Annotated in this window: 13 protein-coding genes; 8 read left to right on the top strand and 5 right to left on the bottom strand. The window is 46.7% G+C overall.

The annotated features are described in order from the left end of the window. Nucleotides 1-81 precede the first annotated feature (81 nt). The 6 genes from rluE to DYH48_RS07885 all read left to right on the top strand — a co-directional run bounded on the left by rluE (nt 82) and on the right by DYH48_RS07885 (nt 6,113). A complete protein-coding gene (rluE, locus tag DYH48_RS23660) occupies nt 82-867 on the top strand; it encodes a 23S rRNA pseudouridine(2457) synthase RluE (RefSeq protein WP_256613032.1) in 786 nt (261 codons plus the stop codon). Between the two features lie 67 nt (nt 868-934). Continuing rightward, on the top strand, nt 935-1,429 hold the full coding sequence (locus DYH48_RS07905; RefSeq protein WP_115334466.1) for an NUDIX hydrolase: 495 nt from the start codon (nt 935-937) through the stop codon (nt 1,427-1,429). A gap of 270 nt (nt 1,430-1,699) precedes the next feature. Then, nucleotides 1,700-2,818 (top strand): tRNA 2-thiouridine(34) synthase MnmA, encoded by a 1,119-nt coding sequence (mnmA, locus tag DYH48_RS07900; protein WP_115334465.1) that lies wholly within the window; start codon nt 1,700-1,702, stop codon nt 2,816-2,818. Between the two features lie 18 nt (nt 2,819-2,836). Next, a complete protein-coding gene (hflD, locus tag DYH48_RS07895) occupies nt 2,837-3,439 on the top strand; it encodes a high frequency lysogenization protein HflD (protein WP_370452671.1) in 603 nt (200 codons plus the stop codon). Between the two features lie 29 nt (nt 3,440-3,468). Then, on the top strand, nt 3,469-4,839 hold the full coding sequence (gene purB, locus DYH48_RS07890; RefSeq protein WP_012089398.1) for an adenylosuccinate lyase: 1,371 nt from the start codon (nt 3,469-3,471) through the stop codon (nt 4,837-4,839). Nucleotides 4,840-4,973: 134 nt separating this feature from the next. Continuing rightward, entirely contained in the window at nt 4,974-6,113 is a 1,140-nt protein-coding gene (locus DYH48_RS07885) for a ribosomal protein uL16 3-hydroxylase (RefSeq protein ID WP_115336111.1), read from the top strand. A 176-nt stretch (nt 6,114-6,289) separates the two neighbouring features. Here the strand turns inward: DYH48_RS07885 and DYH48_RS07880 are convergent, their stop codons facing one another. Then, on the bottom strand, nt 6,290-6,739 hold the full coding sequence (locus DYH48_RS07880) for a DUF4826 family protein (RefSeq protein ID WP_115334463.1): 450 nt from the start codon (nt 6,737-6,739) through the stop codon (nt 6,290-6,292). A gap of 279 nt (nt 6,740-7,018) precedes the next feature. Here DYH48_RS07880 and DYH48_RS07875 point away from each other — a divergent pair, with 279 nt between their 5' ends. After that, a complete protein-coding gene (locus DYH48_RS07875) occupies nt 7,019-8,053 on the top strand; it encodes a Glu/Leu/Phe/Val dehydrogenase dimerization domain-containing protein (RefSeq protein WP_115334462.1) in 1,035 nt (344 codons plus the stop codon). A 192-nt stretch (nt 8,054-8,245) separates the two neighbouring features. After that, complete coding sequence (locus tag DYH48_RS07870; protein WP_106650732.1) at nt 8,246-8,590, top strand: hypothetical protein; 345 nt, start codon at nt 8,246-8,248, stop codon at nt 8,588-8,590. A gap of 138 nt (nt 8,591-8,728) precedes the next feature. On the opposite strand, the gene DYH48_RS07865 is transcribed toward DYH48_RS07870, so the two are convergent. The 4 genes from DYH48_RS07865 to ppsA all read right to left on the bottom strand — a co-directional run bounded on the left by DYH48_RS07865 (nt 8,729) and on the right by ppsA (nt 15,391). After that, nucleotides 8,729-9,145, bottom strand: coding sequence for a MarR family winged helix-turn-helix transcriptional regulator (locus DYH48_RS07865; protein ID WP_006081948.1), 417 nt, complete (start codon nt 9,143-9,145; stop codon nt 8,729-8,731). A 145-nt stretch (nt 9,146-9,290) separates the two neighbouring features. Beyond that, complete coding sequence (locus DYH48_RS07860) at nt 9,291-9,764, bottom strand: DUF1285 domain-containing protein (RefSeq protein ID WP_115334461.1); 474 nt, start codon at nt 9,762-9,764, stop codon at nt 9,291-9,293. A 117-nt stretch (nt 9,765-9,881) separates the two neighbouring features. Further along, complete coding sequence (gene ydiJ / locus DYH48_RS07855; protein ID WP_115334460.1) at nt 9,882-12,923, bottom strand: D-2-hydroxyglutarate dehydrogenase YdiJ; 3,042 nt, start codon at nt 12,921-12,923, stop codon at nt 9,882-9,884. Between the two features lie 98 nt (nt 12,924-13,021). Further along, nucleotides 13,022-15,391 (bottom strand): phosphoenolpyruvate synthase, encoded by a 2,370-nt coding sequence (gene ppsA / locus DYH48_RS07850; protein WP_006081951.1) that lies wholly within the window; start codon nt 15,389-15,391, stop codon nt 13,022-13,024. Nucleotides 15,392-15,441: the final 50 nt, after the last annotated feature.

Raw genomic sequence — 15,441 nt, 5'->3', positions numbered from 1 at the left:
GCGAATGCCAAGTACACTATGACCACATTAACGACTCAATCAAGTCAGGTAAGCGTGTCTCAACCTCCTGTTAGCAAAAGTATGAACAAAAACAAGTTTCCACCTAAACGTGCCAATTCCAGTACCAGTTCCCCAGCCAATAGCACGATTAAACCCGCTAAGCCCGCGAGCAGAGGCCCTGTCAACCGCGCTACCGCCGTAGATAGCAAAGTGGCGCCAGCACGTAATGCCAATGGCAGTTTAAAGAAAGAACCCTTTAAAAATCCTAATCGACGCGCAATTGCAGCGGCAAAACCGGTGCAGATCCAAACGCTCGCACCGATTATCGTGCTGTTTAATAAGCCTTTTGATGTACTTTGCCAGTTTACCGACGAACAAGGTCGCAAAACTCTAAAAGACTATATTCCCATTGCTGACGTGTATGCCGCAGGCCGCTTAGACAGAGACAGTGAGGGCTTGTTGTTGCTGACCAATGACGGTCAATTACAGGCAAGACTGACAGAACCGAAAAAGAAAACCTTTAAAACCTATTGGGTGCAAGTAGAAGGCGTCCCGACGGAAGATGCACTGACGAAACTGCGCCAAGGTGTTGAATTAAATGATGGTATGACGCTGCCTGCTAAAGTCAAAATCATGGATTCACCCGATATTTGGCCACGTAATCCGCCAGTGAGAGAACGCAAAAATATCCCAACAACTTGGTTAGAAATCCAAATTCATGAAGGCCGTAACCGCCAAGTCAGACGCATGACAGCGCATATCGGTTTTCCGACCTTAAGATTAATCCGTTATAAAATAGGCCAATGGAGTCTAGATAATTTGCCATCGGGTGAGCATAAATGCATTCGCCTCGGTGATGAAGTCTAACTTTCAGCCAAGTTTCTGCGCTCAACGCCACTAAAAAGTGGCACCATGTCCACTCAAAGGAGGCACTATGAGTCAACGATATAAACCCAATGTGACCGTCGCTTGTATTATTCATGCGACTTCACAGGATAAGTATCTGATGGTGGAAGAGTGGATTGATGGCGAGCAGCGCTTTAATCAGCCAGCGGGTCACTTAGAAGCGAATGAAAGCTTAATCCAAGCCTGTGAGCGTGAAGTGTTTGAGGAAACGGGGTTATCACTTAACCCCCAAGGACTCGTCGGCATCTATCAATTTAGCGCCAGTGAAGACTTAGCCTTTGTGCGCTTTACCTTCTTCGTGCAGTTAGATGATATGCCCTCACCTGCGCCGCAGGACAACGCTATCCACAGTGCGCACTGGCTGAGTTTTGCACAGATAGAAGCCAAGTCATCTTTACTGCGCAGCCCCTTAGTGCTCGATTGCCTAAAAGACTATCTTAATAACGCACAACAGGGCCAAACTTATGCCCTCTCCTTACTCAATAGTGACCGCCTCGCGATAGCCCAAGCGAGTAAGGCGTGATAGAATACCGCCCCGCATAAACTGCTTGTTAAACTTATGCATGTGCTAGTGCCTATCGGCCTCTACGTGGCTAAATAGCAGACTGTACAGTAGACCGTAAATACGAGTTTTACTGACCGCTCGCACGACACCCAGATTTTTAAGTTAGCTTGGATTTAAAGCTAGCCCATATTTTTTAAGCTAGGTTAGGCACTTTTTGTTACGCGCTCAATGTCGCGGCTTAACTTAAACAACCTAGCCAACACACATACTCAATGGTTTTTAGGATCTATGACATCAATCGAACCCACTCATACAGGAAAAAAAGTCATTGTCGGCATGTCCGGCGGTGTAGATTCATCTGTTTCAGCCTATTTGCTTATGCAGCAAGGCTATCAGGTTGAAGGCCTTTTCATGAAGAACTGGGAAGAAGATGACAACAACGAGTACTGCGCTGCCGCAGAAGATTTAAAAGATGCCCAAGCCGTATGCGACAAGCTCGGGATCAAGCTACACACAGTTAACTTTGCAGCCGAATATTGGGACAATGTATTTGAGTATTTCCTCGCCGAATACAAAGCCGGCCGCACGCCCAATCCCGATATCATGTGCAACAAAGAAATCAAATTTAAGGCATTTTTAGAATTTGCCGACGAAATCCTCGACGCCGATTACATCGCCATGGGCCACTATGTGCGCCGCCGTGATAATAGCGATGGCAGCACACAAATGCTCCGTGGCGTCGATGGCAATAAAGATCAAAGTTATTTCCTCTACACCCTTAGCCACGAGCAAGTGGCTCGAAGTCTGTTCCCTGTCGGTGAATTGGAAAAACATGAAGTACGTGAAATCGCAAAAGAAATGGGCCTAATCACCCATGATAAAAAAGATAGCACCGGCATCTGCTTTATCGGTGAGCGCAAGTTCACTGAATTCCTAGGCACTTATTTACCGGCGCAGCCTGGCAATATCGAAACCCCAGAAGGCGAAGTCATAGGTACACACCAAGGGCTGATGTACCACACCTTAGGCCAGCGTAAAGGCTTAGGCATTGGCGGCATGAAAAACAGCAATGACGATCCTTGGTATGTCGTTGATAAAGATCTTGAGCGTAACGTATTGATCGTAGGGCAAGGCGGACACCATCCTCGTTTGATGTCGACCGGCATGACAGTTAACCAACTGCATTGGGTGGATAGAATCGGACCTATCGATGGCTGTCATATTGCAGTGAAAACCCGTTATCGCCAACAAGATGTGCCTTGTACTTTGACCTACACAGATGAACACACCTTACGCGTGGTCTTCGATGAGCCTGTTGCGGCGGTAACGCCAGGACAGTCTGCGGTATTTTATGATGGTGAAGTCTGCTTAGGTGGCGGCATCATAGATCAATTGATCCGAGGGTAAAGCGTGAACGAGCAACTCATGAATCGGACCATGGCGTTTGCGGGCATACTGCAAGCCATTGCCCAAGTTCAACATTTAGCCCGCCATGGCGAATTAGATAATGCCGAGCTCGCGGCGAGCTTAAACACCATTCTTGTCACCAATCCTGACAATACTGCCGATGTCTACCAAGACAAAATCGTATTGCAAAAAGGCTATAAGCTGATCCTGAATCAGCTCGGTGACAGCAGTCAAAAAGATGTTGAAATCACCCGCTATTTAGTTGGCGTGTTGGCGTTAGAGCGAAAATTAGTTCGCTCTAACAGTGGTTTAGGCATGTTGGCCGAGCGCATTAATCAAGTGAATCGCCAGCTACATCATTTTGCGATCACCGATGAGCAAGTGATTGCCAATCTTGCCAGCATTTACAGTGACATCATCAGTAATTTAGGGCCGAAAATCCAAATCTCTGGTAATCCAGTATGTTTGCAACGCCCTATCGTACAACAAAAAATTCGCGCTCTACTGCTTGCAGCCATGCGCAGCGCTGTACTGTGGCGCCAACTTGGCGGTAAGCGTCGACACTTAGTCTTCGCCCGCAAAGCCATAGTCGATACAGCCAAGAAAAGTCTTACCCTATAATAAAATTAGCGTTCATCAAGGAGCTTCACATGGATCTTTCCGCACTAACTGCTATCTCTCCGGTAGACGGTCGTTATGGTAGTAAAACCGCGTCATTGAGAGGGATTTTCAGCGAGTTCGGTCTTACCAAGTACCGTGTTCAGGTTGAAATCAATTGGCTAAAACTGTTAGCCGACTGCCCAGACATTAGCGAAGTGCCAACACTGAGCGCGTCAGCTATCGCTGTGCTCGATGGCATTAAAGACAATTTCAACGAACAAGATGCGCTGCGTGTTAAGGCTATCGAAAGCACCACTAACCACGATGTGAAAGCGGTTGAATACTTCATCAAAGAAAAAATCGCGGGCAATAGCGAATTAGCCGCTGTGGGTGAGTTTGTTCACTTTGCCTGTACTTCCGAAGATATCAACAACTTAAGCCACGGTTTAATGTTGACTGAAGCCCGTGAACAAGTATTACTGCCCTACTGCAACGAGTTACTGACTGCGATTAAAAAGCTGGCGATTGAATATCGCTCTGTGCCATTAATGTCACGCACCCATGGCCAACCTGCTTCACCTTCGACACTCGGTAAAGAGATGGCGAACGTGGCGATGCGTCTTGAGCGTCAAATCAAACAAATCGCCAATGTTGAAATCATGGGCAAACTGAACGGTGCCGTAGGTAACTACAATGCTCACCTGTCAGCCTACCCTGAAGTTAACTGGCATGAACTTTCTGAGCGTTTTGTGACTAGCCTTGGCCTGCACTGGAACGCTTACACGACGCAAATCGAGCCACACGATTATATTGCCGAACTGTTTGATGCGGTTGCCCGTTTCAACACTGTACTGATTGACTTTGACCGTGACATTTGGGGTTACATTGCCCTAGGTCACTTCAAACAACGCACTATCGCCGGTGAAATCGGTTCATCGACTATGCCGCATAAAGTTAACCCAATTGATTTTGAAAACTCTGAGGGTAACTTAGGGATCGCTAACGCGCTGATGCAACATTTAGCGTCTAAGCTGCCGTTATCAAGATGGCAACGTGACTTAACTGACTCAACTGTGCTGCGTAACTTAGGCGTGGGTATTGCCCATGCGTTGATCGCGTATCAAGCGACCTTAAAAGGCATCAGCAAGTTAGAAGTTAACGAAGCGCACCTGCGTGATGAGTTAGATCACAACTGGGAAGTGTTAGCAGAACCAGTACAAACTGTGATGCGTCGTTATGGCATTGAAAAACCATACGAAAAGTTAAAAGAACTGACGCGCGGTAAACGTATCGACGCGCAGCAACTGTCAGTGTTTATTGACGGACTTGAATTACCAGACTCAGTGAAAGCTGAACTGAAGAAAATGACGCCCGCCAATTACATTGGTCGCGCCGAAACGTTTGTCGACGAACTGAAGTAAGCTTTTAACTGAACTTAGTTTTTAACTGAACTTAGTTATTAGCTGAAATTGGCGATGGACAATACTCTTTCATAAACAGAAATAAGGATTAAGGCGACTCACATCTGTGCGATGTGGTCGCCTTTTTTAACACTATGTATACACTCAATCTCGATATCGCCCAGTTTCTTAGTGAATACTGGCAAAAGAAACCCCTGCTGATCAAAAAAGCCTTTCCGCAGTTTGAAGATCCTATCAGCGCCGATGAACTAGCAGGCCTTGCCTGTGAGGAAGAAATCTCTTCACGTATCGTCGTCACCAAAGACAATGATTGGGAAGTGGTCCAAGGCCCGTTTGAGGATTACGACAGCTATGGCGAAACCCATTGGCAATTGCTAGTGCAAGCAGTCAACCATTGGTATCCCGATTCACAGCCATTAGTTGAAGCGCTGCGCTTTCTACCTGACTGGCGCTTCGATGATTTGATGGCCTCATTTGCAACCCCAAGTGGTGGTGTGGGCCCACACGTCGATAACTACGATGTGTTTATCATTCAAGGCGAAGGTGAGCGTCGCTGGACTGTGGGCGACAATACTCCGCAACAACGCCGCGGTGGCAACCCAAACTCGCCGCTGGTTGAAGACTTCACCCCAATTATCGATGTGGTGCTAGAAAAAGGCGACATGCTTTATATTCCGCCAGGTTTCCCGCATTGCGGCGAAACCCTAACTGTGGCAATGAGTTACTCGATTGGTTTTCGCGCCCCAAGCCAGCAAGAATTGGTCAGCGAAGTTGCCGATTATTTGCTCGACAATAACTTAGGTCAGCAGCGTTTCACCTCACAAACTGAACCGAGTTCAGCGGGTATCGTCAGCCAAGATCATCAAGTGGGCATAATGTCACTCTTGAGTCAGCTGAGCCAAGATCCCAATAGCTACCAAATCGTGTTAGGTAAGCTACTCAGTCAAAACCGTTTCGAACTTGATTTGTGTGAAGGTGAAGAAGCTTACAGCATTGAAGATTTGCAAGATGCCTTCGCCCAAGGTGCTGGCGTCAGCCGTATCGGCGGTTTGAAAGTATTGCGCCTTGAAAATGATGCCACGCCGCGATTATTCATCAATGGTGACGTGCACGAATTGCTAAATACACCGATAGACGTTATCGCACAGTTGAGCGATAACGTGAGCTTAAGCGCCGATGAAGCGACTGAAATATGTCAGCATGAAGAAGTTCAAGCCTTACTATTGAAACTCATCAATCAAGGTTTCTTCTACTTAAGCGACAGCGAAGAATAAGCTTTATCGACTTTGCTTGATGGCCTTGTTCTTAACATAGGAAATCAACATAAAAGTCAGTATAAAAAAGGCACTCAATTGAGTGCCTTATTGTTATTTCAATTATCAGTATCAATCAACACAAGTGACTGTATTGACTTAATACAATCTCAATACAATCCTCAACTCATTTGAGCTTAGGCATTCCACAGCTTATCGTCATTGTGCATACGATATAAACTCTCGGCGCGCGATACCAGTAATTGCGCAAATTTGGCCTGCGTGGCATCACGGGTTGCACCTGAACGTACCAAGTTTTCCGCCTGCATTTGCCACATCATAGAGAAATGACGCACCGCATCACGGGCCGTTGCCGCCACTTTCACATCGACGAAATCCGATGGTAAATCGCCCGACATCACCCAATAGGTTTTGTTGCTGGGACGCTTTGATTCCATTTTCCAAATCGCCATGTAAGGCGCAAGATAACGACTATCATCGGCCAAGACTTTACTTGGGATCACGCCTTTTTCAGCGAGGAAACGATTGGCTTTTTGAAATTGAGTTCTGACCCACTCTTGACGCAGCTTTTCCACTTCTTCAGCTGATAAATTCTGTTGAGTTTGGTCGACAGCTTGTTCAGTCATACTTCCGTCCTATCTTATTGTTATAACGCGAACCTAATTCTTGGGATCAGTGCGCGATTCATTCTATTCGTTACATTAAATTCAGTACAATCCATTTCCAACCGCAAAGCTTACGTTTACGTAAAGTGGAAAGCTAAATTGCCACAAATAATGTATTTATTCGGTCATTATGCATGGTTGAGAGTATCGCTAAATGCTATGGTTCTGCAATAAATATAACAAGCAGTCGATGGGACTCACCTCGTCGGCTTTTTCATTGTGTATAGCGGAGAAATTCACGTGGCTGTATTTAATCATGTATCCTTTGACGAACATGAACAGGTCGTATTCTGTCATGATAAAGAAAGTGGCTTAAAGGCCATTGTCGCCATCCATAACACTAACCTTGGCCCTGCCGTGGGTGGTTGCCGGATGTGGAATTACCAATCGGATGATGAAGCCCTGACTGACGTATTACGCCTCTCTCGTGGCATGACTTACAAAAACGCCCTTGCCGGTTTAACCATGGGCGGCGGCAAATCAGTGATCATCGCCGATCCAAAAAGACAAGACCGCGAAGCCCTATTCCGCGCTTTTGGCCGTTTCATTAATAGCCTTGGCGGCCGCTATTATTCCGCTGAAGACGTGGGTACAACTACAGCAGATATAATGATTGCCCATGAAGAAACCCCTTATATGGCAGGTCTTGAAGGCAAGAGTGGCGATCCATCACCGTTCACCGCCCTTGGCACTTATTTAGGCATCAAAGCTGCGGTTAAACATAGACTCGGTTTAGACAGCCTAAAAGGCCTTAAAATCGCCGTTCAAGGTGTAGGTCACGTTGGCTATTACCTGTGCAAACACTTGCATAACGATGGCGCTGAACTGATTGTTACCGACATTCATCAAGCATCGTTAGACAAAGTCGCTACCGACTTTGGTGCCATTGTTGTCGCGCCTCAAGAAATTTACGCGCAAGATGTGGATGTGTATGCTCCTTGTGCCCTTGGCGCAACTTTAAACGATGCGACCTTACCGCAACTGAATGCCAAAATTGTTGCTGGCTGTGCCAACAACCAATTAGCTGAAGTACGCCACGGCGAACAACTGAAAGAAATGGGCATTCTGTACGCGCCAGACTATGTGATCAACGCAGGCGGCATTATCAACGTGTCGTTCGAAAAAGATTACGATGCGGCGAAATCGACCGCTAAAGTAGAAGAAATTTACAACACCCTGTTGAAAATATTCAGCCAAGCTGATGCGCAGAACCGTACAACCGGCGCTGTGGCTGATGAAATGGCCAAAGCCATTATCGAAGCCGCAAAAAAGTAATTTTTCTGCCCGCGTAACATCCGCAAAAGCGACCTCTGGTCGCTTTTTTGTTATCTAAAATTTAATCTAGCGCTAAGCTCATGGTTTAGCCGCGCTTTTAATTTCGACACAGAATATTCATTAAATCACGCTGGAAAACGTCATATTTGTCTGCTTGAATTAGCCTCTCAGGTCCCAGCACAGGATAGCGCTATGATCCGTTTCAAGTATGATCTCAACCAAGATGTAGTTGAACTGCAAGCCAGTAATTGGAGCGGTTTAGAGCGGGTCTTTGTCAACGGCCAGATGGTGTCGCACAAGCTAAATTTTAAGCCTCAGAGCGAACACACTATTCAACTTAAAGACGGCGCACCTTGCAAGTTTGAACTGCTTATCGATCCCCAAACCGATGAGTTGATGTGCCGGATTTATAAGCAGCACACCCTCGTCGCCAGCCTAAAACAAGGCAAAGAAAATTTGTTAGCCAGCCGCCGTTATTTGCAACACTCAGTAATAGTCGTCAGTCTGCTTTGCGTCTTTGCACTTTACTTGAATTGATTACACCAGTTTAATCCCGCGAAGTAACGGATGAATGATGGGATTAAACTGGAGAAAATGAATTTAGACAACCACATACAGATAGCAGTGAAAACGGCTAAACCGCAGTTTCCCTCTATACCGACTTAATCCGTATCATTAAGCCAAGCGATTGATTTTATTTAATAGTAAGACGAACTGCTGCTGCTCCTCATCACTGAGGTTAGACAGGAACTTTTCGTTGACACGCTCAGCTTCGCAAATCAGATCTTGCTCTAATGCTTTGGCTTCATCGGTCAAAAAGATTTGAAAGGCGCGCCGATTATCGGCTTCTTGATGGCGGGTAATAAGACCTTGTACCTGCAACTGATCGAGTAAACGCGTCATAGTGTAATTTGCCACATCGCAACGCTTAGACAATTCAGTTTGGCTGATGCCCTCCTCTTGCCACAAAGCAAACAGCACAGGCCACAGTTTTATATCGAGTTGATATCGCTTAAGATGCAGATCAAGCTCATTTTGCAGCTCGATATTTAAGTGGGAAACAAGATAGCCTAAGCTTTCATGACGATTCAAACAGCACCTCCTACAACAAAGGTTTTAACGCGTTTTCACTTACCCTGTGCGCCATGATAAGAACCCAGAGTCAGTTTTAATACTACCACTTAACCCGCAATAAACTAGCTAACACCACAGCTAATTATGCTATTAACCTACGAACTCACTGCTCATTTAGATCAGATAAATTGAATTCATTCACAAAATTATAGTAACAAGCACGACCTAATTTCCCCCATAACCCACGCTCAAGCGGCAAATAAACACTGTCATCGGTGAGCTTCATCTGCTTTATATCCACATTGTGGTGCAGAGTGTCAATACTGGTGCTCACATTGAGCAGAGAATGAGGTTGCGCTCGCTCGAAATCGACAATCAGCAGAGGCGCATCTTCAACCTGCACTCGCACCTTCTCCACTGGGGTAATTAAGAAATATTCATCATCGATGCAATGCAAAATACTGGCGAACAACTTAGCAAACTTTGCTGGCAGCGATGTACTTAAATACGTCCAATCACCCAAGGCGTTAATGTCAAATAGTGGGATGTCACTGCACAACGGCGCTGTTGTCGTTAATGCGCTATCGGCGGCGAATTGTTTGAGTGTGTGTTGAATACTGTCAGTCATCTTTTCCATCTAGGCCTCCGTCGTCCATAAAAAAACCAGCCTTGCGGCTGGCTTTAGTGTGACATTCAACACTAGGATATGCTAGTGAGGATAATAACAAGCTCACTAGCTAAGCGATAAACACCACTAGATATTTGCTAACTCGAGCAAGGCCTCAAGTGGATGTTTTGGTTTGTAACCGGCAAAACGTTTTACCTGGCTACGGCAAGAATAGCCTGACACTAACACTTGCGGCTGTTCAATCTTAGCGAGAGTTTGCTGCCAAGACATCTCAAACAAAGCTTTAGAGCGCTCGAGGTTTTCCGCCTCATGGCCGTAGGTTCCGGCCATACCACAACAACCTAAATTGACTGCGGTTAACTTAGCACCAAAATGGGCAAAGATTTTAGTCCACTCATTGGCGGTATTTGGCTTGGCCGTCGATTCAGTGCAATGACTAAACCAGGTATATTGCTTATCTTGTGGCGCTTTCGCGGGTAGGTCCTTGATGACATTAAGTAGCCATTCGTTGGCTAACTTAACCTCAAAATGACCGCGATTAGCCCCTAAGACTTCACGGTATTCGTCGCGATAACACAAGACTAAGGCTGGATCGATGCCGACCATAGGCATGCCCAGTTTATGGACTTGGTTCAAAAAGTCCGCACTCGACTGCGCCGTTTTCGCGAACTTATCTAAAAATCCCTTGATATGCGTTGGCTTACCATTGGGTTTATAGGGCAATAACACAGGTTTTAAACCAAGCTTTTCAATCAACTGGATAAAGCGCAGCACAAGGCCAGAGTCATAGAAACTGTTAAAGGGATCTTGTACCACCAGCACAAACTGTGAGCGCGCCTCTTCTGGGATAGCCTGCAGTGCAGCTAAGTCGTAACCACGGCTTGCATGACCATCGAGTCTTTGCTTCAAGGTCGGCACAGATAACGCAGGCGCGTCAACATAACCAATCGCCTTTTTAATCACCCATTGGCTCAATGGATTTTGTGCGGCAAAGTTAGTAAGTCGTGGTGCAGCGGCCATTAATGGCAAGCTATCTTCGATACCAGCAACAAGATAGTCCTTCGCCGGTCTTAAATAGCGTTGATAGTAGATATTAAAGAACTGCGCCCTAAACTTAGGCACATCCACTTTGACAGGACATTGCCCTGAGCAGGCTTTACAGGCCAAGCAGCCCTTGAGCGATTCCATCACTTCGTGGGAATAATCATAATCGCGCTGGGCGTTCAGGGTATTTTGAACGCGCTGCAGCAAACCTAAGGGCTTTGCTTTGGCCAGTGCGTTGACATCAACCCCTTCAGCCTCCAGCAGCCTGAGCCACTCTCTCATGAGCCCTGCGCGCCCCTTGGGCGATTGCACCCTGTCACCCGTCACCTTAAACGACGGACACATGGGCGAATAGCTGCTGTAGTTAAAACACAGGCCGTTGCCGTTACAGTTCATCACATCGGGGAATGCATCACGTACTTCGATAGGGATTTGTCGGTCAAACTTACCGCGCTTAGCACTGTCGATATCGTAATAGAGGGCGCCAGTAAGTTTAGGTGCCACTAGCTTACCAGGGTTAAGTCGGTTGTCGGGATCGAACAAGCCTTTGATATCTTGTAGAACGCCGTATAGTTCATCACCAAAGACAGATGGACCGTATTCACCGCGCACACCTTTACCGTGCTCGCCCCACATCAGGCCGCCGTATTTAAGCGTCAGTGCCGCGACTTGATCAGAAATGACTCGCAGTAGTTTTTCATCTTCAACATCGCACATATCAAGTGCTGGCCGTACATGCAACACGCCCGCATCCACATGACCGAACATACCGTATTGCAGATTATGGCCATCGAGTACTGCACGAAACTCCATAATATAGTCGGCGAGTTTTTCGGGCGGCACCGCAGTATCTTCCGCAAAGGCGATAGGTTTACGACGTCCTTTAGTGGCGCCCAATAAGCCAACGGCTTTTTTGCGCATGCCGTAGATTTTTTCGATGCTTGGCTTATCTTGTGTTACTTGGTAGCCCAATACGCCGCACTCGCCTTTGCTGATCTGCTCAGCCAAGACAGCTTCAAGACTCGCAAGCTTTTGTTCAACCTCTACTGTGTCGCCAGCAAACTCGACCATATTGAGGCCGTCGATGACTTTACCCGGCACTTCTTGAATCAGATCAGATACCGAGTGCCAGACTATATCTTCACGGGCTAAATTTAGCACTTTTGAATCGACGGTTTCGACCACAGTCGCCCGCGCGGCAACTAAGGATGGCGCATGACGCAATGCCGATTGGAACGAATCGTACTTAATGTTCACCATCGCGCGCTCAGTCGGCAGCGGGGTGAGATTGAGTTTAGCTTCGGTTATCACCGCAAGCGTGCCCTCTGAGCCTGTCAAAATCCGTGATAAATCGAATTGCGTCAGGTTGTCGTTCCACACATGTTTTAAGTCATAGCCCGTGAGGAAACGGTTGAGCTTAGGAAACTGGTTTTCAATTTGAGTGCGCTTTTCGCGGCATACCGCCGCTACAGCAGAAATCAATTTCTGCCCCAGCGGATTATCACTGATGTTATCGGGGTTGCACAGGAGTCCAGCGTCTAAGGGATGCGTATCCAGCACACTGCCATCAATCAACACACTGCGCAGCGCTAGCACGTGATCTGACGTCTTACCGTAGACCAATGAACCCGCACCCGAGGCATCGGTATTAATCATGCCGCCAATCGTGGCGCGGTTTGAGGTGGATAAATCGGGACTAAAAAAGAATCCATGGGGACGCAATGCATCGTTAAGTGCATCTTTAACGACACCAGCTTCAACTCGTACCCAACCTTGCTCAGCATTCACTTCGAGCACGCGATTCATGTAACGCGACACATCCAAAATCAAGCCATGGGTCAGGGATTGTCCGTTGGTACCGGTACCGCCACCCCGCGCACTGAAGGTCACGCTGCGAAATGCGTCCGTAGCAGCCAGTGTCAATGCAATTTGGATATCCTGCTGATTTTTAGGATATAACACAGCTTGAGGTAAGAATTGATATACAGAGTTGTCCGTTGCTTGCACTAAACGTGCGCTGTAACGTTTGTCTATATCACCGGAATACTCACTTTGCTCCAGTGCATCAAGGTATGCCAAATACACTGGCTCTAATGTTTGTTGATGTGATAGCAGGGGTAGCATAGATGGCTTCTGTCAATTATCGTTATGGCGCCATTATAAACAAAAAAAAGCCGCTAAAAAGCGGCTTTTTTAACAAGTTTATAAAATTACAATCTAGATCAACCGTGAGCTTCGGCTAAATACAACCAAGTATCAATCACAGTATCTGGATTTAACGATACGGTATCTATGCCCTGCTCGACCAACCAAGCCGCAAAATCGGCGTGATCTGAAGGACCTTGACCACAAATACCTATGTAAGCACCCTTAGTTTTAGCCGCTTTAATGGCTAAAGAAAGTAGCATTTTAACGGCTTCATCACGCTCATCAAATAAGTGGCTGATGATACCTGAGTCACGGTCAAGACCGAGTGTCAGCTGAGTTAAATCGTTTGAACCGATTGAGAAACCATCGAAATGCTCAAGGAATTGGTCTGCTAACAGGGCGTTTGAAGGGACTTCACACATCATGATGACGCGTAAACCATCTTTACCGCGCTCTAAACCTTGCTCTTTCAGCAGGCCGATCACTTGTTCAGCTTCTTTCACTGTACGTACGAACGGGATCATGACTTCAACGTTTTTCAGACCCATGTCGTTGCGAACACGTTTGATCGCTTCACACTCTAAGGCAAAACAGTCACGGAACGATTCAGAGATATAACGGCTTGCACCGCGGAAGCCCAACATTGGGTTCTCTTCTTCTGGTTCGTATCTGTCACCGCCAACCAAGTTTGCGTATTCGTTAGACTTAAAGTCTGACATACGCACGATCACTTTCTTCGGATAGAAAGCAGAACCGATAGTCGCAATACCTTCAACCAGACGGGCAATGTAGAACTCAACCGGTGATTCATAACCTGCGATCATCTCGTTGATTTCAGTTTGCAGCGCGGCATCCTGTTGATTGAACTCAAGCAGTGCCTTTGGATGAATACCAATCATACGGTTGATGATGAATTCTAAACGCGCTAGACCCACACCTTCATTTGGTAAACGGGCGAAATCAAATGCACGATCAGGGTTACCCACGTTCATCATGATTTTCATTGGCAGTTCTGGCAAAGAGTCAACACGGTTTGAAATCACTTCAAACTCTTGTTTACCTTCGTAGATAAAGCCAGTGTCACCTTCGGCGCAAGAAACAGTCACGATTTGACCATTCTTGATACGGTCAGTCACGTCACCACAACCCACCACCGCTGGCACACCTAATTCACGAGCGATAATCGCCGCGTGACAAGTACGACCGCCACGGTTTGTGACAATAGCACTCGCGCGTTTCATGATAGGTTCCCAATCTGGATCTGTCATGTCAGTCACTAACACGTCACCTGGTTGGATTTGATCCATATCAGCGATAGAGGTTAATACTTTGGCTACGCCTGTTCCCACTTTATGACCGATAGCGCGACCTTCACAGATCACAGCGCCACGGCTCTTTAAGTGATAACGCTCAATCAATTGCACATCTTCACGGCTACGAACCGTTTCTGGACGCGCTTGAACGATATACAATTTGCCGTCGTTACCGTCTTTTGCCCACTCGATGTCCATTGGACGACCATAGTGTTGCTCGATAATCACAGCTTGTTTTGCCAACTCTTCAACTTCAGCGTCATTGATTGAGAATTGACGGCGTTGCTCGCTTGCAACATCTTCAATTTTCACTTGTTTGCCGTGAGCAGCATCATCTGAATACACCATTTGGATGAGCTTGCTACCGATATTACGGCGCACAACTGCCTTATGACCTAAGGCTAAAATAGGTTTATGAACATAAAATTCATCAGGGTTTACCGCGCCTTGAACAACCATTTCACCCAGACCAAAAGATGAAGTGATAAACACGACATCGTTATTGCCAGATTCAGTGTCCATAGTGAACATCACACCTGAAGCCGCTTTGTCTGAACGAACCATGCGTTGCACGCCAGCAGACAAGGCAACACCGTGGTGTTCGTAACCTTGGTGAACACGGTAAGAAATCGCGCGGTCGTTAAAGAGTGAAGCATAAACGTGCTTGATAGCCGTCAATACAGATTCAAAACCTTTAACGTTTAGGAAAGTTTCTTGCTGACCCGCAAAAGACGCATCTGGCATATCTTCAGCTGTTGCAGAAGAACGTACCGCGAATGACGCTTCGCTAGTTTCAGCGGCAAGTTTATCGTAAGCTTCACGAATGGCTTGCTCTAATGCTGGTTGAAATGGGGTGTCGATAACCCACTGCCTGATCTGTGCACCTACTTTAGCCAGCGCATTGACATCATCTACATCCAGTGTGGCTAGAATGTCATAAATCTTCTGGTTAACTCCGCTTTGTTCAAGGAACTCGTTGAACGCATGGGAAGTTGTCGCAAATCCGCCAGGTACTTGAACACCGGCATTGGCCAGATTGCTGATCATCTCGCCTAGAGAAGCATTTTTACCGCCAACTAAGTTGACGTCACCCATGCCTAATTCTTGATACCAGAGTACGTATTGCTGCACAGTTCTATCTCCGCAAGTTTATTTCAGTGGCCCCTTCACACGAGGGCAGC

Source organism: Shewanella baltica (assembly GCF_900456975.1).
GTDB lineage: Bacteria > Pseudomonadota > Gammaproteobacteria > Enterobacterales > Shewanellaceae > Shewanella > Shewanella baltica.
This window is presented reverse-complemented; position numbering and strand designations above follow the sequence as displayed.

Coding starts and splice junctions, on each gene's coding strand:
- rluE (WP_256613032.1), top strand. CDS start 82: ATGAACAAAAACAAGTTTCCACCTAAACGTGCCAATTCCAGTACCAGT.
- DYH48_RS07905 (WP_115334466.1), top strand. CDS start 935: ATGAGTCAACGATATAAACCCAATGTGACCGTCGCTTGTATTATTCAT.
- mnmA (WP_115334465.1), top strand. CDS start 1,700: ATGACATCAATCGAACCCACTCATACAGGAAAAAAAGTCATTGTCGGC.
- hflD (WP_370452671.1), top strand. CDS start 2,837: ATGAATCGGACCATGGCGTTTGCGGGCATACTGCAAGCCATTGCCCAA.
- purB (WP_012089398.1), top strand. CDS start 3,469: ATGGATCTTTCCGCACTAACTGCTATCTCTCCGGTAGACGGTCGTTAT.
- DYH48_RS07885 (WP_115336111.1), top strand. CDS start 4,974: ATGTATACACTCAATCTCGATATCGCCCAGTTTCTTAGTGAATACTGG.
- DYH48_RS07880 (WP_115334463.1), bottom strand. CDS start 6,739: ATGACTGAACAAGCTGTCGACCAAACTCAACAGAATTTATCAGCTGAA.
- DYH48_RS07870 (WP_106650732.1), top strand. CDS start 8,246: ATGATCCGTTTCAAGTATGATCTCAACCAAGATGTAGTTGAACTGCAA.
- DYH48_RS07860 (WP_115334461.1), bottom strand. CDS start 9,764: ATGGAAAAGATGACTGACAGTATTCAACACACACTCAAACAATTCGCC.
- ydiJ (WP_115334460.1), bottom strand. CDS start 12,923: ATGCTACCCCTGCTATCACATCAACAAACATTAGAGCCAGTGTATTTG.